An 18127-nucleotide genomic window follows, 5' to 3' on the forward strand; every position below is an offset into this window, starting at 1 on the left:
CGGGGCGAAGAATCAGGACAGGAAGCCCAGCGCATTGCCGATAATCCCTAAGCCAAACAGGGCGAAAATCAGCCATACCGGGTTAATTTTTTTGTTGAGCAGACGAACCATCAGTAGCGTCAGACCGAGCGCCAGCAAACCAGGGCAAAGTTGGTCGAGAATGTTCTGCACGGTCATGGTGACGGTGGAGCCATCGGCGGCATGCGTTTGTGAAACCACCAACGGTACGTTGATTGACGTCCATTTGGTCACCAGCACGCCCATCACAAACAGTCCGAGAATCGACGCGCCTTCGGTGAGTTTTTGCAGCACATTCCCGCCCATATCGCTGACGATATTCACCCCTTTGCGAAAGCCGAGCTGTAGGCCATACCACTTCATCGCCAGACGCACCGCATTGAAAATAAAGAAAAACAGCAGCGGGCCGAGAATGTTGCCCGAAAGTGCCAGAGATGCGCCGAGCGCGGCGGTAATCGGGCGCAGCGTTCCCCAGACCAGTGGATCGCCAACTCCTGCCAATGGTCCCATCAGACCGACTTTGATGCCGTTAATGGTACCGTCATCAATTTCCGCGCCGTTGGCCCGCGCCTCTTCCATGGCGGCAGTGACGCCGATGACCGGGCCACATACGGCTGGCGTGGTATTGAAGAACACCAGGTGTCGCCTGAGCGCCGCAACCTGATCCTCTTTTAATGGGTAAAGTCGCTTGATGGCGGGGATCATGTCGTAGCAAAAACCCAGCCCATGAATACGTTCAAAGTTAAAGGACGCCTGTTGCAGGTTGGAGCGCAGAAACATGCTCACCAGATCGCTGCGTGTAATTTTTCTCTGTTCCATGATGGCTCCGTTAATCGTCAAGTTGGTCAAGGGCGGTGGAGGCGGTGGCCTGGAGTTGAGGTTCAGCTTTACGCCACTGTGGATTTAGCTGGATGTAGACCAGGGCCATGATCACGCCGACGCCACCGAACGCCAGCAGACTGAGATCGAGGTAGCCACCTGCGAGGAAACCGAGGAAAAAGAAAGGCATCAAATATTTCACGCCCATCATACGTAGCACCATGGCGTAACCGACCACCACGATAAAACCGCCAGCAATCTGTAGTCCTCGGGTCACAAATTCGGGAATGGCGTTTAACATATTGCTGACCATATCGGCGCTGACGAACAGCGAGACAATCAGTGCCGGAATAGCAACGCGCAGCGCCTGCACGCCAAGCGCGGAGACATGCAGAATATCGAGAGTGCGAAACCGCGCCTCTTCCGCTGCTTTATCCGCCGCGTGCTGGAACACTACGGTGATGGTACGGGCAAACACCGTCAGCACCTGGCCTGCCGCAGCCACAGGCAACGCGATGGCGATTCCGGTGGCGATGCTTTGCTGACCAACGATAACCAGAATGGCGGAGATTATGCTGGCGAGTGCAGAATCTGGAGATTGCGCCGCGCCGACGTTCATCCAGCCGAGAGCTATCAATTCCAGCGTACCACCGAGTATTATTCCGGTTTTTAAATCACCGAGAATTAAACCAATCACCGTACAGGCAATTAACGGGCGATGAGTCTGAAATTCATCCAGCACGCTGCCCATTCCGGCAATACAGGAAAAAAGAAATATAGCAATGATTTGTAGGGTACTTATTTCCATGATTTGTCACCTTTTAAGTGTCGTCATCCCTGCCTGTTAAAGCATATGTACACAGGCGCTATTATTTAATTTGCGATTAACTGTTCGTTTATTTTGTCGATAATATTGATTGAGGGATCTGACGCTACGACGCGTAAATCCAGTATGACGCCAAGATTATTTAACTCATGAAATGCGTTAATATCATCATCATCTAATGAAACCGCTTTGGTTAACTGTTTTTTACCGGGCCGCCAGGCCATGCCGCCAATATTCAGGGTGCCTATTTTTACCCCCTGGCGAACCATCGCTAAGGCATCCTGTGGGCGAGTGAAAAGATAAAAAACGGTTTCGTCCTGATATTGCGGGTTGTGATAAACCGCGACGGCTTTTTCAATATTGACCACGTTAACCTTCATTCCCGGTGGCGCAGCCTGACGCAATAATGTCCGGCGAACTTCATCGTTATAAACTTCGTCATTGCAGATAATAATGCGCTGGGCGTTAGCCACTTTCGACCAGACGGTAGTGACCTGACCGTGGATCAGGCGGTCATCAATGCGGGCGAGCGTAATGTTCATCAGAAATCCTCCTCTGCCGTTGCCAGTTGTTTCCAGACAACGCAGGTTTGCTTTGCGATTTGCGTCAGGTGTTCACACAGTTCATCAACGTTCATGCTGTCCTGGTTATCGACCAGTTCGAGCGCCAGTGGCAGGGAAAGGCCGCTGATCACCCGCAGGTGCGGATTGCGCATCGCAAGCGTCGCTGCTGCATTCCACGGGCTACCGCACTGTAAATCCACGGCGATTAGCCACTCGTCATGATTGTGAATGCTCACTAACTTCTCCAGCTTTGCCACAATGTCTCCGGCGTTCTCGCCGGGTACAAATTCAACGGCTTCAACATTGGCGTTGCCGTAAACCATCTGAACCGATTCCAGCATGGCGCAGGCTAATTTGCCGTGGGCACAAAAAATGGCGTTGACCATAAAGCCTCCTTATCCGCGTGTTTTGCCGCCCGCAATGTTAGTGGTTACTCCGGTGATGTAGCTGGCGCGTTCAGACAGCAGATAACAAACAAAATCAGCGACTTCTGCTAATCTTCCGGCGCGCCCAATAGGAATGGCGTTTTTGGTATAGCCTTCACGCAGCTGCTCGACGGTGATATTGCGCGTCCACGCCAGCGCTTCTTCATATTCCGGCGTGCGCAGTCCTGTTTTTTCCAGAATCCCCGGCGCGATACCGACCACACGGATACCGTGCTTACCCAGCTCTTTCGACCAGGAGCGCGTGAAGCTATTGAGCGCGGCTTTGGTCGCGGCGTAACAGCTTTGGCCTTCTGAGCCTTCCAGCCCACTTTCTGAGGAAACATTCACAATCACGCCATCGTGTTGTTTGACCATCTGTCGCGCCACCGCCTGCGACATCAGAAAAACGCCTTTCTGGTTGATATTGACCATTTTTTCGAATGCAGCTTCGTTGAGTTCATACTGCCCGGCAGGCGCTTTCTCATCGACCAGCAGACGCGGAAAATTGACCCCGGCGTTGTTAACCAGACCGTCGATGCGACCAAAACGCTGGATAATTTCTGCTACCGTATGATTTACCTCTTTGGCGCTGGAAATATCGGTCGGCCAAAACTGATAGCCTTTATGACCTTCATATTGTCCATCGCCACCGTGAATATCTACCATCTGTACGTTTGCGCCTTGTGCTAATAATTCCTCTACAATCGCCAGACCAATACCGGATGCGCCGCCGGTGACGATAATGATTTTATCCTGCAAATTTAACCACGTTTGCATAACAGACTCCTGTTTTTAGATAATAGGGACCCGCCGTAATTTTTATTACGGTAAACATCGGGAAGATTTTTATTTCAGTAATAGTTCAGCTGTGCTGCTATTCGTTACCAGACAATTAATATATTTTCCACGCAGTGCACCAACAATTCCGCTGTATTTTTCTTCACTCATGGCAATGCCAATGGAATATCGTGCCTGATTTAATTTATTCATTTCGATAGAGAGTGTTTTTTCGCTCATATTCGTTTCAACCATTGCGCCGTGAATATCAAAAAAGCGCGAGCAAATATCGCCAGCAACCTGGCGGGCATTCAGGTCGTCACTCTCTTCACCACCATAAAACGCATGCCAGTTAGCGCCGTCGCGAATGGCCGGTGAGCCAATTCCCACCAGGGCGACATCCAGATTATCCCAGTAGGCAGAGATGGTTTTAAAGTGCTGAGACTGCATGATCCCATTACGAATTAAGGGGTTATCCAGTAGAGCCGGAAAATCCGCGAGATGCGATTCCCCTTTCAACTTCGCTGCCGCGCTGTAGGTTAATGTGTTTACATGATAGCGGCTTTCGAGTTTACCGGACGGTCCGCCAATAATTGGTACGCAGATTAACTGCCGCGATTGCCCCGCCTGCGGCAAGTTTTCAACCAGTGCGCTCACCGCGCGACCCCAGGAAAAACCGACAATATCGCCAGGTTCCAGCAAGCGATCCAGCAGTTGCGCGCCGTGTAACCCCATCATCGCCAGTTGAGTCTCTTCATCCTCATCATTTCCCGACACCACCACAACGTCTTTCAGGCCAAACTTTTGCTTCAGTTGCTGCTCCAGCCAGAGATTTTCGTTGTAGTCATAGTTGATGGCGATGGTGACAATTCCCTGATCGCGGCCTCGTTTAAGCAAGCGGCTGATGGTGGTGCGGTAAATACCCAGTTCGCGCGCGATTTGCGCCTGCGTCATATCCTGTTCGTAATAGAGTTGGGCAATCTTCACAATCAAACGGATATCGTCACTGTTTTCCATTGCCGCCTCCTGGTTCTGCACATTTGTGCAAATACGCTTTCTCACCGCTTGATCTGATATAACCCCATCATGATGGCCTTTCAAAGCGATTTTTCACTCTTTGCATGGGGAGAAATAGCGCTTTCTCTTGCACATTTGTTTCTCTGCGTAGTAGTCATCAGCACAGGTGTGCAGCGGTTCGTAATATGTTGATTATCCTTATTTTGCCAGGCAAATTTGCATCGTACTTCCGGAGACACTTTTGTGATAAAAGGCGTGGCAGATCACATTTAATTTCTACGTTGCCGCATAACCCTGTTTTTCCCCGCTAAGAGGTACGGTATATTCCGCGTTTTACAGGAGAATTTATGCTGCCCGACTCATCAGTCCGTTTAAATAAATACATCAGCGAAAGCGGAATTTGCTCACGCCGCGAAGCGGATCGCTATATCGAGCAAGGCAATGTGTTCCTTAATGGCAAGCGAGCCACCATTGGCGATCAGGTGAAACCCGGCGACGTTGTGAAAGTAAACGGTCAGTTGATTGAGCCTCGGGAAGCCGAAGATTTGGTACTTATCGCCCTGAACAAGCCCGTCGGTATTGTCAGCACCACCGAAGATGGCGAGCGCGATAACATTGTCGATTTCGTTAACCACAGCAAACGCGTGTTCCCGATTGGCCGCCTGGATAAAGACTCCCAGGGGCTGATTTTCCTCACCAATCACGGCGATCTGGTGAATAAGATCCTCCGTGCGGGTAACGATCATGAGAAAGAGTATCTGGTGACGGTCGATAAACCGATTACCGATGAATTTATTCGTGGTATGGGGGCGGGAGTGCCGATCCTCGGGACGGTGACGAAAAAGTGTAAAGTCAAAAAAGAAGCGCCGTTTGTCTTCCGCATTACCCTGGTGCAGGGGCTGAACCGTCAGATCCGTCGCATGTGCGAGCACTTTGGTTACGAAGTGAAAAAGCTGGAACGTACGCGCATCATGAACGTTAGTTTAAGCGGCATTCCGCTGGGGGAATGGCGTGATTTAACTGACGATGAGTTAATCGACCTCTTTAAGCTCATTGAAAATTCCTCTTCCGAGGCAAAACCTAAAGCGAAGGCCAAACCGAAAACTGTAGGCATTAAACGTCCAGTCGTTAAGATGGAAAAAACGGCGGAAAAAGGCGGTCGCCCGGCGTCCAACGGTAAGCGTTTTACCTCGCCGGGGCGTAAAAAGAAGGGGCGCTAATCAGCGCCTGCCGCGCGTCGACGTATTTGCTGACCAGCTAAATGACGCTTCAGGATCCGGTTTATAAGCCTGCTTTTTCTTTAACTGGCGGGCTTTTTTCGCTTCAGCCTCACGCTCGACCATTAATTTATCGATGTACTCTTTCTTAATGCTGTTGGTTTCGGAGTTGGTCAGTACGCGACCATGCGCAATCCGCGCCCGATCCAGCAGTGTTTTAAGTTCACGCTGCTCGCGTTCAGTCATCTCTTTTTGGGTAATACGGGGGAGTGCCATGCTGGTGCCCTCAGTGAGCCAGAGAGTTCAGTGTACGGGAATTCGTTTGCGAGCAGAACTGATAATATTCATTTTGCCTTCTCTTAACTATTTATCTCTTTCGATAATTAATTAGAGATGCAGATAAAAAAATTAAAGGCAATTATTCTCCGATAAAGATGTTGGTTAACAGAGTACAGGCTCGTTTATTGATGAGCATAGTGACAAGAAAATCAATACGGCCCGAAATATAGCTTCCAGGCCATACAGTATTTACTCAAACAAATTACTATGCAGTTTTTGCACCACCTGCTCGGCATCTTCGCCGGGCACCAGGAAGCACAGGTTATGGCTGGATGCGCCGTAACAAATCATGCGAATGTTGAACGGTTCCAGTACGCCGAATACCTCTTTGCCAACGCCGCAGGCTTTTGACAGGTCATTGCCAATCAACGCGACCAGCGCCAGACCTTCCTCCACTTCTACCCGGCATAGTGCAGACAGCTCCATCAGCAGAGATTGCGTCAGCAAGGTATCGCCAGTGGAGGTTGAACCGGTGGTATCAAGGGTTAATGCCACGCTCACTTCTGACGTGGTGATTAAGTCTACCGAAATATTATGCCGCGCGAGGATGCCGAAAACTTCCGCGAGGAAACCGCGAGAATGCAGCATATTCAGGCTGTGCAAAGTGAGCAGAGTCTGATTGCGACGAAGCGCCAGCGCGCGGAATAGCGGCGGATTTTCAGTTTTATTGCACACCAGCGTACCACCTGCGCGTGGGTCTTTACTGGAGCCGACAAAGACCGGGATATCGCTACGTACTGCGGGTAGCAACGTTGCCGGATGCAGTACTTTTGCACCAAAAGTTGCCATCTCTGCCGCTTCGGCAAACGCGATTTCATCAATGCGTTTTGCTGCGGAAACCACGCGTGGATCGGTGGTGTAGATGCCCGGGACGTCGGTCCAGATATCAACACGAGATGCGTGTAAAGCCTCCGCCAGCAAGGCTGCCGTATAATCGCTGCCTCCACGGCCAAGCGTCGTTGTACGACCTTTATTTTCGCTACCGATAAATCCCTGGGTGATCACTAAGCCTTCATTGAGGCGTGGGAGCAGCTGCAGCGCGGCCAGTTCCGCCAGCGCGGCTACATCTGGCTCTGCACGACCAAATCGGTCGTTGGTACGCATCACTTTACGTACATCAAACCACTGTGCCTGAACATCGCGTTCGCGCAGGATTTCGACAAACAGCAGGGTCGACATCAGCTCGCCGTGGCTGACCAGTTCATCTGTCAGCGCCGGAGACGTTGCCAGCGCCGCCGCTTCTGCCAGAACAGTAATGTTCTCCAGCAGACGTTCAATCTCTTCACGGATAACGTTCGGGTAACGCAGACGTTCCAGAATGGCAAACTGGATATTGCGGATTGCGTCGAGTTTTTCGAATCGCTCGCCAGGTTCCAGTCCTTCAGCTAAAGCGACCAGCAGATTAGTGATACCAGCAGAAGCCGAGAGGACAACTAAACGTACGTTGGCATCAGAAAGCACAATATCAGCGCTGCGGTTCATGGCGTCAAAATCAGCTACGCTGGTACCGCCAAATTTGGAGACAACAATTTCAGACATAACTACCTCGTGTCAGGGGATCCATTTTCAGCCTTGGCACAAGGGAAGAGCGGAAGACGGGTGGGCGCAGAGCGATACTTCGCTACTATTTTCACCCAGAAGTGCTCCACCACTTGCGAAACGCCCGACTGCGAACGCTTCTGGTGACAACCCAGGGGATTCAGCCCCTGTAGCCGATGATGAACGTGGCCAGCCGTTCAATCACCTCGGCGATGCACCCCCTCAGGTGTTATCACAGGACTGGCTCCTCCAACACCGTTACTTGGGCAACGCGCCTCTTCTGGCCTGCGCTAGCGCAGGTAGTACATTTATAAATAAAGGGTGAGCGGGGCGGTTGTCAACGATGGGGTCATGCGGATTTTTCATCCACTCCTGGCGGTCAGTAGTTCAGCTAATAAATGCTTCACTGCGCTAAGGGTTTACACTCAACATTACGCTAACGGCACTAAAACCATCACATTTTTCTGTGACTGGCGCTACAATCTTCCAAAGTCACAATTCTCAAAATCAGAAGAGTATTGCTAATGAAAAACATCAATCCAACGCAGACCGCTGCCTGGCAGGCACTACAGAAACACTTCGATGAAATGAAAGACGTTACGATCGCCGATCTTTTTGCTAAAGACGGCGATCGTTTTTCTAAGTTCTCCGCAACCTTCGACGATCAGATGCTGGTGGATTACTCCAAAAACCGCATCACTGAAGAGACGCTGGCGAAATTACAAGATCTGGCGAAAGAGTGCGATCTGGCGGGCGCGATTAAGTCGATGTTCTCTGGCGAGAAGATCAACCGCACTGAAAACCGCGCCGTGCTGCACGTAGCGCTGCGTAACCGTAGCAATACCCCGATTCTGGTTGATGGCAAAGACGTAATGCCAGAAGTCAACGCGGTGCTGGAGAAGATGAAAACCTTCTCGGAAGCGATTATTTCCGGTGAGTGGAAGGGTTATACCGGCAAAGCAATCACTGACGTAGTGAACATCGGGATCGGTGGTTCTGACCTCGGCCCGTACATGGTGACCGAAGCACTGCGTCCGTACAAAAATCACCTGAACATGCACTTTGTTTCTAACGTCGATGGGACTCACATCGCGGAAGTGCTGAAAAAAGTAAACCCGGAAACCACGCTGTTCCTGGTAGCCTCTAAAACCTTCACCACTCAGGAAACTATGACCAACGCCCATAGCGCGCGTGACTGGTTCCTGAAAGCGGCAGGTGATGAAAAACACGTTGCAAAACACTTTGCGGCGCTCTCAACCAATGCCAAAGCCGTTGGCGAGTTTGGTATTGATACTGCCAACATGTTCGAGTTTTGGGACTGGGTTGGCGGCCGTTACTCTTTGTGGTCAGCGATTGGCTTGTCGATTGTTCTCTCCATCGGCTTTGATAATTTTGTTGAACTGCTTTCTGGCGCACACGCGATGGACAAGCATTTCTCCACCACGCCTGCCGAGAAAAACCTGCCTGTCCTGCTGGCGCTGATTGGCATCTGGTACAACAATTTCTTTGGTGCGGAAACTGAAGCGATTCTGCCGTATGACCAGTATATGCACCGTTTCGCGGCGTACTTCCAGCAGGGCAATATGGAGTCCAACGGTAAGTATGTTGACCGTAACGGTAACGTTGTGGATTACCAGACTGGCCCGATTATCTGGGGTGAACCAGGCACAAACGGTCAGCACGCGTTCTACCAGCTGATCCACCAGGGAACCAAAATGGTACCGTGCGATTTCATCGCCCCGGCTATCACCCATAACCCACTCTCTGATCATCACCAGAAACTGCTGTCTAACTTCTTTGCTCAGACCGAAGCGCTGGCGTTTGGTAAATCCCGCGAAGTGGTTGAGCAGGAATATCGTGATCAGGGTAAAGATCCGGCAACGCTTGACTACGTGGTGCCGTTCAAAGTGTTCGAAGGTAACCGTCCGACCAACTCCATCCTGCTGCGCGAAATCACTCCGTTCAGCCTGGGTGCGTTGATTGCGCTGTATGAGCACAAAATCTTTACTCAGGGCGTGATTCTGAACATCTTCACCTTCGACCAGTGGGGCGTGGAGCTGGGTAAACAACTGGCGAACCGTATTCTGCCAGAGCTGAAAGATGATAAAGAAATCAGCAGCCACGATAGCTCGACCAATGGTCTGATTAACCGCTATAAAGCGTGGCGCGGTTAATTTAAAAACCTTAATAAATATCCTCCGGCATAGCCGGAGGTTTTTCAAATGCGCCTGTAAGGCTCTGTTACCAGCCGCGCCCTAACAGGCGCATACGATCTGACATTTGCATTCAACTTCGTTACTTACGGCCCGTAAACGGGCTGCCCGGATATGGAATCGATAACTGCTCCCCCATTTTATCCTCTTCAAGCTGGTGCTTTATGTAGTCCTGTATCTTCGCCGTGTTCTTACCCACCGTATCGACATAGTACCCTCGGCACCAGAACTCCCTGTTTCTGTATTTGAATTTCAAATCCCCAAACTGCTCGTAAAGCATCAGACTGCTTTTCCCTTTCAGATATCCCATAAAGCCGGATACGCTCATTTTGGGTGGGATTTCCACAAGCATATGGATATGATCTGCGCAGCACTCTGCTTCCAGAATCCGTACGCTTTTCCACTCACACAGCTTTCTCAAAATACTGCCTATCGCCCTACGCTTCTCTCCGTAAAACGCCAGTCTTCGGTATTTCGGCGCAAAAACTATGTGATATTTACAGTTCCAGCGGGTGTGCGCTAAGCTCTTTTCGTCCCCCATTGGGACCCCCTTTTGATTTCTTGTTTGACACTTGCAGTTGCCAGACCGCAAGGTGTTTTAACAAATCAAAAGGGGTTTTAATAACTGGCTCAAAGCTGAAAGCTTTCCGGAACCCCCAACCTAGCTGGGGGTTTTCTGTGCACAATAAAAATGCCGACGTTATGTCGGCATTTTTTTATCAGATAAATCCCCTTGTCTGTGATTTAACGGAAATCATACCGTGAGGTTAATCCTAAAATAGATTTTTAATCGTTGTTTATTTCGGAAAATACGCAGATTAATTACTTTTGTTTTTATTTTAACTTTTTGATTTTTAATCTTATTTATATATAAGTTGAAACTTATATTTGATATTCATTCCAATTATCCTAAAACCCCATCGCTAATTCCCCACACCGTAATTCGCATGCTTTAGTTGTGTATACTCGATCCCGCCCGAAATGTTTTTGGGTAAATCTCCATTCATTCAATGAAGGGAAATTGTTATGAAAAAAGTTCTGTATGGCATTTTTGCCATATCTGCGCTTGCGGCGACTTCTGCGTGGGCTGCACCTGTACAGGTGGGCGAAGCGGCAGGGTCGGCAGCAACGTCGGTTTCGGCGGGGAGTTCCTCCGCGACCAGCGTCAGCACCGTAAGCTCGGCGGTGGGTGTCGCGCTCGCGGCAACCGGTGGCGGTGATGGTTCTAATACCGGGACCACAACAACCACGACCACCAGTACCCAGTAATAAAGTATGTATCCCCAAAATAATTCGAGTCATTGCATCTGTGGCTTGAAGTATGAAGGGATTTACCATAACCACACTCCGGTGTGGTTATTCTGCCCCTCTGGAGAAGAGTCGTGAAGCGACCTGCACTCATTCTTATCTGCCTGCTATTACAGGCCTGTTCAGCCACGACTAAAGAGCTGGGCAATTCGCTGTGGGACAGTCTGTTCGGCACGCCAGGCGTACAGCTGACGGACGATGATATTCAAAATATGCCCTACGCCAGCCAGTACATGCAGCTTAATGGCGGGCCGCAATTGTTTGTGGTGCTGGCCTTTGCTGAAGACGGACAACAAAAATGGGTCACTCAGGATCAGGCCACTCTCGTCACACAACATGGTCGTCTGGTGAAGACTTTGCTTGGCGGCGACAACCTGATTGACGTGAATAACCTTGCCGCCGACCCGCTGATTAAACCCGCACAAATTGTTGATGGTGCAACATGGACGCGCACGATGGGCTGGACCGAGTACCAGCAGGTACGCTACGCCACCGCACGCTCAGTCTTCAAATGGGATGGCACCGATACCGTCAAAGTCGGCAGCGATGAAACTCCGGTTCGCGTGCTGGACGAAGACGTCTCCACCGACCAGGCGCGCTGGCATAACCGCTATTGGATCGACAGCGAAGGGCAAATTCGCCAGTCGGAACAGTATCTCGGCGCGGATTATTTCCCGGTGAAAACCACTCTCATCAAGGCGGCAAAACAATGATTAAACAAACTATTGTCGCATTGATTTTGAGTGTGGGGGCGTCATCGGTCTTCGCGGCGGGAACCGTCAAGGTATTCAGCAATGGCAGCAGTGAGGCCAAAACGCTGACGGGGGCAGAGCATTTAATCGATCTGGTAGGCCAACCGCGGCTGGCAAACAGTTGGTGGCCCGGTGCGGTGATTAGCGAAGAGCTGGCAACGGCGGCAGCATTGCGTCAGCAGCAGGCGTTGCTGACACGGCTGGCAGAACAGGGCGCAGATTCCAGCGCCGACGATGCCGCTGCGATTAACGCCTTACGCCAGCAAATTCAGGCGTTGAAAGTGACGGGCAGGCAAAAAATCAATCTTGATCCCGATATCGTCCGCGTTGCCGAACGCGGTAACCCGCCGTTGCAGGGCAACTACACGCTGTGGGTCGGACCACCGCCGTCCACGGTCACGTTGTTCGGGCTTATCAGCCGTCCTGGCAAGCAGCCATTCACTCCAGGTCGCGACGTGGCGAGCTATCTCTCCGGGCAGAACCTGCTTAGCGGTGCGGATCGCAGCTACGCGTGGGTGGTTTACCCGGACGGACGCACGCAAAAAGCGCCGGTGGCTTACTGGAACAAGCGTCACGTAGAGCCGATGCCCGGCAGCATTATTTATGTTGGCCTCGCGGACTCCGTCTGGAGTGAGACGCCTGATGCCCTTAACGCCGACATTCTTCAGACTCTGACGCAGCGGATACCTCAATAATGAAAAAAAGACATCTGCTTAGCTTACTGGCGCTGGGCATTAGCACAGCTTGCTACGGCGAAACATATCCTGCGCCCATTGGTCCGTCGCAGTCGGATTTCGGTGGCGTAGGATTATTACAAACGCCCACCGCGCGTATGGCACGGGAAGGGGAGTTGAGTCTGAACTATCGCGATAACGATCAGTACCGTTATTACTCAGCTTCAGTGCAACTCTTCCCGTGGCTAGAAACAACGCTGCGCTACACCGACGTGCGCACCCGGCAGTACAGCAGCGTCGAAGCGTTCTCTGGCGATCAAACGTATAAAGATAAAGCCTTCGATCTCAAACTGCGTTTGTGGGAAGAGAGTTACTGGCTGCCGCAAGTGGCGGTTGGTGCGCGGGATATCGGCGGTACGGGGCTGTTTGATGCGGAATATCTTGTTGCCAGCAAAGCCTGGGGGCCGTTCGATTTTACGCTCGGCCTGGGCTGGGGATATCTGGGCACCAGCGGTAATGTGAAAAATCCGCTCTGTTCAGCCAGTGATAAATATTGCTATCGCGATAACAGCTACAAACAGGCGGGATCTATCGACGGTAGCCAGATGTTCCACGGTCCTGCCTCACTGTTTGGCGGCGTGGAATACCAGACGCCCTGGCAACCGCTGCGCCTGAAACTGGAGTATGAAGGCAATAATTATCAGCAGGATTTTGCCGGGAAGCTGGAGCAAAAAAGTAAGTTTAACGTCGGTGCGATTTATCGCGTTACCGATTGGGCCGACGTTAACCTTAGCTATGAACGTGGCAACACCTTTATGTTTGGCGTTACGTTGCGCACCAACTTTAACGATCTGCGCCCGTCTTACAACGATAACGCCCGCCCGCAATATCAACCGCAGCCGCAGGATGCCATTTTGCAGCATTCGGTGGTGGCGAATCAGTTAACGCTGTTGAAATACAATGCCGGACTTGCCGATCCACAGATCCAGGCGAAAGGCGATACGCTGTATGTTACCGGCGAGCAGGTGAAATATCGTGATTCGCGCGAAGGGATCATCCGTGCTAATCGGATCGTGATGAACGATCTGCCGGATGGGATCAAAACGATCCGCATTACGGAAAATCGCCTTAACATGCCGCAGGTGACGACGGAAACCGATGTCGCCAGCCTGAAAAATCATCTCGCCGGAGAGCCGTTGGGCCACGAAACGACGCTGGCGCAAAAACGCGTCGAGCCAGTGGTTCCACAGTCCACCGAGCAGGGCTGGTATATCGACAAATCACGCTTTGATTTCCATATCGATCCGGTGCTGAACCAGTCGGTCGGTGGCCCGGAAAACTTTTACATGTATCAGCTGGGCGTGATGGGAACGGCAGATTTGTGGCTGACGGACCATCTGCTGACCACCGGCAGCCTGTTTGCAAATCTTGCCAACAACTACGACAAGTTTAACTACACCAATCCGCCGCAGGACTCGCACTTACCGCGCGTTCGTACCCATGTGCGCGAGTATGTGCAGAACGATGTCTATGTGAATAACCTGCAAGCCAACTACTTCCAGCATCTGGGCAACGGCTTCTACGGTCAGGTCTACGGTGGTTATCTCGAAACCATGTTTGGCGGTGCGGGGGCAGAAGTGTTGTATCGCCCGCTGGACAGCAACTGGGCGTTTGGTCTGGATGCCAACTACGTTAAACAGCGCGACTGGCGTAGTGCAAAAGATATGATGAAATTCACCGACTACAGCGTGAAAACCGGACATCTGACCGCCTACTGGACGCCATCTTTCGCTCAGGATGTGTTAGTGAAAGTGAGCGTCGGGCAGTATCTGGCTGGGGATAAAGGCGGCACGCTGGAGATCGCCAAACGCTTTGATAGCGGCGTGGTGGTGGGTGGCTATGCCACGATCACCAATGTTTCGAAAGAGGAGTACGGCGAAGGGGACTTCACCAAAGGCGTGTATGTCTCTGTACCGCTGGATCTCTTCTCGTCTGGCCCGACACGCAGCCGTGCGGCAATTGGCTGGACGCCGCTGACGCGTGACGGTGGTCAGCAACTTGGGCGTAAGTTCCAGTTGTATGACATGACCAGCGACCGTAGCGTCAATTTCCGCTAAGTCATGGAAAAGGTGCCAGTTTTCGCACTCACTGGCACCTTTATTCTTAATGGCCTGTCGAGCCATCAGGAACGCAGTTCACCCCCGGTTTGCGATCTGGTGTGTAAAGGCGAAAACATTCTGTCTTCCTGTCCGTCGATATCGGTTGCAGGTCTGGTTGCCTGAGCGACTGGGCCATCATTGGGCTGGAGACATTGCTTTGCGGTAAGTCGGCTTTATCAGCAGTACCGAGCGGACCAGCATAAGCAGGAAGAACAGAGACTGATAACATCAAAGCAGCAAAATAAGGCTTCATTTTTACCACCTTTATCAGGTTACGTTTCATTTGTTCCAGAGGAACATTGTCGATTTTTCGCGCATTGCTGGTGGCTGGGAATCACCTGAATGGGTGATTTTTTGGACAGTGTGTTTTGCCAGATACGATGTTGATGGGAGATGCCACTTAATCCAGGTTGAACAAAACATACACAAAAAATATAGATCTCCGTCACATTTTTGCGTTATACAGGAAGCTCGCCACTGTGAAGGAGGTACTGCTATGACGTCACTCTCTCGTCCGCGCGTGGAGTTTATCTCCACCATTTTGCAGACCGTACTCAATCTTGGCCTGCTGTGCCTCGGCCTGATTTTGGTTGTCTTCCTCGGCAAAGAAACGGTGCATCTGGCTGATGTGCTGTTCGCGCCAGAACAAACCAGCAAATATGAGCTGGTAGAAGGGCTGGTGGTTTACTTTCTCTATTTCGAATTTATCGCGCTGATTGTGAAGTACTTTCAGTCCGGTTTTCACTTCCCGCTACGTTACTTTGTCTATATTGGGATCACCGCCATTGTGCGCTTGATCATCGTCGATCATAAATCGCCACTGGATGTGTTGATCTACTCGGCAGCGATCCTGTTACTGGTGATCACCCTGTGGTTATGTAATTCGAAACGGTTGAAGCGGGAGTAAAAAAAGGCGCTCCGTGGAGCGCCGAATAACAGTCACAAGTTGGGATAACGTAAGTTGAGGGTGCAGCGGCATAACATTGGCAGAACAACATCTTTAACCTTTCACACCACCTGCCGTCAGGCCGTTGACCAGCCAGCGTTGAGCCAGCAAGAAGACGATGGTGATCGGTAATGCAGACATCACGGCAGCGGCGGCAAAGTCACCCCACAGGTAGTTTTGCGGGTTGAGGTATTGCTGCATCCCCACGGCCAGGGTGTAGCTGTTTACGTCACGCAGTAACAGCGACGCGACCGGAACTTCAGTAATGGCAGCGATAAACGACAGGATGAATACCACCGCCAGAATCGGTACTGACAGCGGCAACAGGACAAGGCGAAAGGCCTGCCACGGTGTCGCACCATCCAGCGCCGCCGCTTCTTCCAGCGAACTGTCGATGGTTTCGAAATAGCCTTTGATGGTCCAGACATGCAGCGCAATCCCACCCAGATACGCGAAAATTACGCCGCCGTGAGTATTCAGGCCAATGAATGGAATGTACTCACCCAAACGATCAAACAACGCATACAACGCGACCAGTGAAAGTACTGCCGGGAACATCTGGAAAATCAGCATTCCTTTCAGCAGCGTCGCTTTGCCTGGAAAGCGCATACGGGCGAAAGCGTAGGCGCAGGTGGTGGAGAGCGCCACAATGCCAATCGCGGAAATCCCGGCGACCTTTACCGAGTTCCACAGCCACAGCAGTACCGGGAATGGCGGTGGCGTAATGCGACCATCAGCCTGTTCTACGCTAAAACCTAACGCCAGTTTCCAGTGATCCCAGGAGATTTGCTCCGGGATCAGGCTGCCGGTCGCAAAGTTCCCCTGGCGCAGTGAGATAGCGACGACCATCAGCAGCGGGAACATAATCGCCGCGATAAAAAGTAGCAGTAGCAGGTGAGTAATAAACAAACGTGCTTTTTGCGATTTCGGTTGGACCATTGCCATTTTTGTTATCTCCCTTAATCAAACTTCATTCGCGTGGCTTTCAGGTTCACTATCGCCAGCGCGCCCACCAGCAGGAAGATCAGCGTGGCAATTGCTGCTGCCAGACCGAAGTCCTGACCCCCGCCGCCTTCAAAAGCGATGCGGTAGGTGTAGTTAACAAGCAGGTCGGTATAACCGGCTGGCGTGGTCGTGCCAAGACGATCCGGGCCGCCGTTGGTTAACAGTTGAATCAGCACGAAGTTGTTAAAGTTAAAGGCAAAGCTGGCGATCATCAGCGGCGTCAGCGGTTTAATCAGCAGCGGCAGCGTAATCTTAAAGAAGTTCTGGAATGGACCTGCGCCATCCATTGCTGAGGCTTCATACAAATCGTCCGGAATCGCTTTCAGCAAGCCCATGCAGAGGATCATCATGTACGGATAACCCAGCCAGGTGTTGACGATAATCAGCATCGTGCGGGCGGTGGTCGGATCGCTGAACCAGGCGGGCTTCACGCCAAACAGCGCGCTCAACATCATGTTGATCTCACCGAAGCTCTGGTTAAACAACCCTTTGAAAATCAAGATTGAAATGAACGATGGCACCGCGTAGGGCAGAATCAGCAGGACGCGATAGATCGCTTTGCCGCGCAACGCTTCCCACTGCACCAGACACGCCAGAACCATGCCGACCGCCACCGTTAAAAAGACAGTGATCAGCGAGAACACCACGGTCCAGACGAAAATGGCGAGGAACGGTTTCTGAATGCCTTCGTCGGTGAAGACGCGGGTAAAGTTTTTCCAGCCGGTGGTCACGGTGTAACCGGGGCTTAGCTTTTCATCACCCCAGTTGCCGTCGGCGGTAATGGACTGGTAAAAGCCAATTTGGTTATTCGGACGATATTTCACGCCGCTCTGATTATTCGTCAACGTGCCGTCACCGTCGAGTGTGTAGAGCGGCTGCGTGCCAGAAAACTGGCGCAGGGAGCTCATCATCACTTTGTTGCCATCTGGCAGAATGGCGGTAATGTCACTCAGCGCCTGACGATTCTGGGTAATCACGCGCAGATTCGCGCGTTCGCCTTCGGGCTGGGCGGTCGTTTCTTTCAGTTGCAGTTTTTGCTCGCCGCCAAATTTAAACGCGTCGGAGAGGTAATTTTTGCCGGTTTCGCCGTCGCTGAGCGCCAGTTGCCACTCATCGCCCGCCGGGTAAAGACCAAAATTATAGGTTTTGCCTGCTTGCCAGGAGCGATCTAACAACACTTCCTGCGCACGTTCAAAAGTCAGCTGGTTAGTGCTGCTGTAGTTGGTGAAGGCAATGGCGATGGTGCAGACCAAAGGGAAGAGGACGAATAATCCCATTCCAGCCATTCCCGGGTAAACATAGCGCCAGGCGTAGGCTTTACGATTGGCGAAAATATACAGCCCCGCTGAACTCAATATCAGCGTGGTAATGGCGAACAGGTATTCCCCTTGTGCGTACATTAAAACAACAAGGTAACCCACCAGCAGGCCGAGCAGACCTAACACTGACCATTTCAGCGCGTCGCTTTGCCACCAATGTTTCTTTTTAATGACATCCATGGGGTTCTTCCTCATTCCAGGACGGATAAGG

General features: G+C 51.5%; 19 protein-coding genes and 1 riboswitch. Of the genes, 7 read left to right on the forward strand and 12 right to left on the reverse strand.

The window, feature by feature from the left end; all coding sequences use genetic code 11:
- Nucleotides 1–12 precede the first annotated feature (12 nt).
- The 6 genes from ACJHYR_RS17830 to ACJHYR_RS17855 form a co-directional block, all read right to left on the reverse strand.
- Nucleotides 13–837 carry a PTS system mannose/fructose/sorbose family transporter subunit IID gene (locus ACJHYR_RS17830; RefSeq protein ID WP_000437902.1) on the reverse strand — a complete coding sequence of 275 codons (825 nt, stop codon included), beginning with the start codon at nucleotides 835–837 and terminating at the stop codon, nucleotides 13–15.
- Nucleotides 838–847: 10 nt separating this feature from the next.
- Complete coding sequence (locus ACJHYR_RS17835; RefSeq protein ID WP_000406317.1) at nucleotides 848–1645, reverse strand: PTS mannose/fructose/sorbose transporter subunit IIC; 798 nt, start codon at nucleotides 1643–1645, stop codon at nucleotides 848–850.
- 65 nt (nucleotides 1646–1710) lie between these two features.
- Nucleotides 1711–2205 carry a PTS system mannose/fructose/N-acetylgalactosamine-transporter subunit IIB gene (locus ACJHYR_RS17840; RefSeq protein ID WP_001027853.1) on the reverse strand — a complete coding sequence of 165 codons (495 nt, stop codon included), beginning with the start codon at nucleotides 2203–2205 and terminating at the stop codon, nucleotides 1711–1713.
- Nucleotides 2205–2612 (reverse strand): mannose/fructose/sorbose PTS transporter subunit IIA, encoded by a 408-nt coding sequence (locus tag ACJHYR_RS17845; RefSeq protein WP_025210098.1) that lies wholly within the window; start codon nucleotides 2610–2612, stop codon nucleotides 2205–2207. Before ACJHYR_RS17845 ends, ACJHYR_RS17840 begins: the two co-directional genes overlap by 1 nt.
- Nucleotides 2613–2621: 9 nt before the next feature.
- The gene (locus ACJHYR_RS17850) at nucleotides 2622–3428 is read right to left on the reverse strand and encodes an SDR family oxidoreductase (protein WP_001195423.1); all 807 of its coding nucleotides are present in this window, start codon (nucleotides 3426–3428) and stop codon (nucleotides 2622–2624) included.
- A gap of 69 nt (nucleotides 3429–3497) precedes the next feature.
- Complete coding sequence (locus ACJHYR_RS17855; protein WP_059327786.1) at nucleotides 3498–4445, reverse strand: sugar-binding transcriptional regulator; 948 nt, start codon at nucleotides 4443–4445, stop codon at nucleotides 3498–3500.
- Nucleotides 4446–4792: 347 nt separating this feature from the next.
- Here ACJHYR_RS17855 and rluF point away from each other — a divergent pair, with 347 nt between their 5' ends.
- Nucleotides 4793–5665 (forward strand): 23S rRNA pseudouridine(2604) synthase RluF, encoded by an 873-nt coding sequence (gene rluF / locus ACJHYR_RS17860; protein ID WP_000936365.1) that lies wholly within the window; start codon nucleotides 4793–4795, stop codon nucleotides 5663–5665.
- Here the strand turns inward: rluF and ACJHYR_RS17865 are convergent, their stop codons facing one another.
- The gene (locus ACJHYR_RS17865) at nucleotides 5666–5938 is read right to left on the reverse strand and encodes a DUF3811 domain-containing protein (RefSeq protein ID WP_001207638.1); all 273 of its coding nucleotides are present in this window, start codon (nucleotides 5936–5938) and stop codon (nucleotides 5666–5668) included.
- Between the two features lie 252 nt (nucleotides 5939–6190).
- Nucleotides 6191–7540: a lysine-sensitive aspartokinase 3 gene (lysC, locus tag ACJHYR_RS17870; RefSeq protein ID WP_001290322.1), complete on the reverse strand. Its 1350-nt coding sequence runs from the start codon at nucleotides 7538–7540 to the stop codon at nucleotides 6191–6193.
- A gap of 91 nt (nucleotides 7541–7631) precedes the next feature.
- Nucleotides 7632–7828: riboswitch (Lysine riboswitch) on the reverse strand.
- A 236-nt stretch (nucleotides 7829–8064) separates the two neighbouring features.
- Here lysC and pgi point away from each other — a divergent pair.
- On the forward strand, nucleotides 8065–9714 hold the full coding sequence (gene pgi / locus ACJHYR_RS17875; RefSeq protein ID WP_000789986.1) for a glucose-6-phosphate isomerase: 1650 nt from the start codon (nucleotides 8065–8067) through the stop codon (nucleotides 9712–9714).
- Nucleotides 9715–9835: 121 nt separating this feature from the next.
- Here pgi and tnpA read toward each other — a convergent pair whose 3' ends face one another.
- Complete coding sequence (gene tnpA / locus ACJHYR_RS17880; RefSeq protein ID WP_000502112.1) at nucleotides 9836–10294, reverse strand: IS200/IS605 family transposase; 459 nt, start codon at nucleotides 10292–10294, stop codon at nucleotides 9836–9838.
- A 485-nt stretch (nucleotides 10295–10779) separates the two neighbouring features.
- Between tnpA and yjbE the strand changes: the two genes are divergently transcribed.
- The 4 genes from yjbE to ACJHYR_RS17900 all read left to right on the forward strand — a co-directional run bounded on the left by yjbE (nucleotide 10780) and on the right by ACJHYR_RS17900 (nucleotide 14604).
- The gene (gene yjbE, locus ACJHYR_RS17885) at nucleotides 10780–11022 is read left to right on the forward strand and encodes an exopolysaccharide production protein YjbE (RefSeq protein WP_000757333.1); all 243 of its coding nucleotides are present in this window, start codon (nucleotides 10780–10782) and stop codon (nucleotides 11020–11022) included.
- A gap of 113 nt (nucleotides 11023–11135) precedes the next feature.
- Nucleotides 11136–11774, forward strand: coding sequence for a YjbF family lipoprotein (locus ACJHYR_RS17890; protein ID WP_001305725.1), 639 nt, complete (start codon nucleotides 11136–11138; stop codon nucleotides 11772–11774).
- Nucleotides 11771–12508: a capsule biosynthesis GfcC family protein gene (locus ACJHYR_RS17895; protein WP_000595531.1), complete on the forward strand. Its 738-nt coding sequence runs from the start codon at nucleotides 11771–11773 to the stop codon at nucleotides 12506–12508. Before ACJHYR_RS17890 ends, ACJHYR_RS17895 begins: the two co-directional genes overlap by 4 nt.
- The gene (locus tag ACJHYR_RS17900) at nucleotides 12508–14604 is read left to right on the forward strand and encodes a YjbH domain-containing protein (RefSeq protein ID WP_000745777.1); all 2097 of its coding nucleotides are present in this window, start codon (nucleotides 12508–12510) and stop codon (nucleotides 14602–14604) included. Before ACJHYR_RS17895 ends, ACJHYR_RS17900 begins: the two co-directional genes overlap by 1 nt.
- A gap of 46 nt (nucleotides 14605–14650) precedes the next feature.
- On the opposite strand, the gene ACJHYR_RS17905 is transcribed toward ACJHYR_RS17900, so the two are convergent.
- Nucleotides 14651–14929, reverse strand: a complete 279-nt coding sequence (locus ACJHYR_RS17905) for a periplasmic protein (RefSeq protein WP_001295279.1) — start codon at nucleotides 14927–14929, stop codon at nucleotides 14651–14653.
- Between the two features lie 213 nt (nucleotides 14930–15142).
- Here ACJHYR_RS17905 and psiE point away from each other — a divergent pair, with 213 nt between their 5' ends.
- Entirely contained in the window at nucleotides 15143–15553 is a 411-nt protein-coding gene (psiE, locus tag ACJHYR_RS17910; protein WP_000202902.1) for a phosphate-starvation-inducible protein PsiE, read from the forward strand.
- A 93-nt stretch (nucleotides 15554–15646) separates the two neighbouring features.
- Here psiE and malG read toward each other — a convergent pair whose 3' ends face one another.
- Together malG and malF are read right to left on the reverse strand one after the other, a co-directional pair.
- On the reverse strand, nucleotides 15647–16537 hold the full coding sequence (gene malG, locus ACJHYR_RS17915; RefSeq protein WP_001252058.1) for a maltose ABC transporter permease MalG: 891 nt from the start codon (nucleotides 16535–16537) through the stop codon (nucleotides 15647–15649).
- A gap of 14 nt (nucleotides 16538–16551) precedes the next feature.
- Nucleotides 16552–18096, reverse strand: coding sequence for a maltose ABC transporter permease MalF (gene malF, locus ACJHYR_RS17920; protein ID WP_001586549.1), 1545 nt, complete (start codon nucleotides 18094–18096; stop codon nucleotides 16552–16554).
- Nucleotides 18097–18127: the final 31 nt, after the last annotated feature.

This window comes from Escherichia sp. WS1450 (genome assembly GCF_046487395.1).
Lineage (GTDB): Bacteria > Pseudomonadota > Gammaproteobacteria > Enterobacterales > Enterobacteriaceae > Escherichia > Escherichia coli.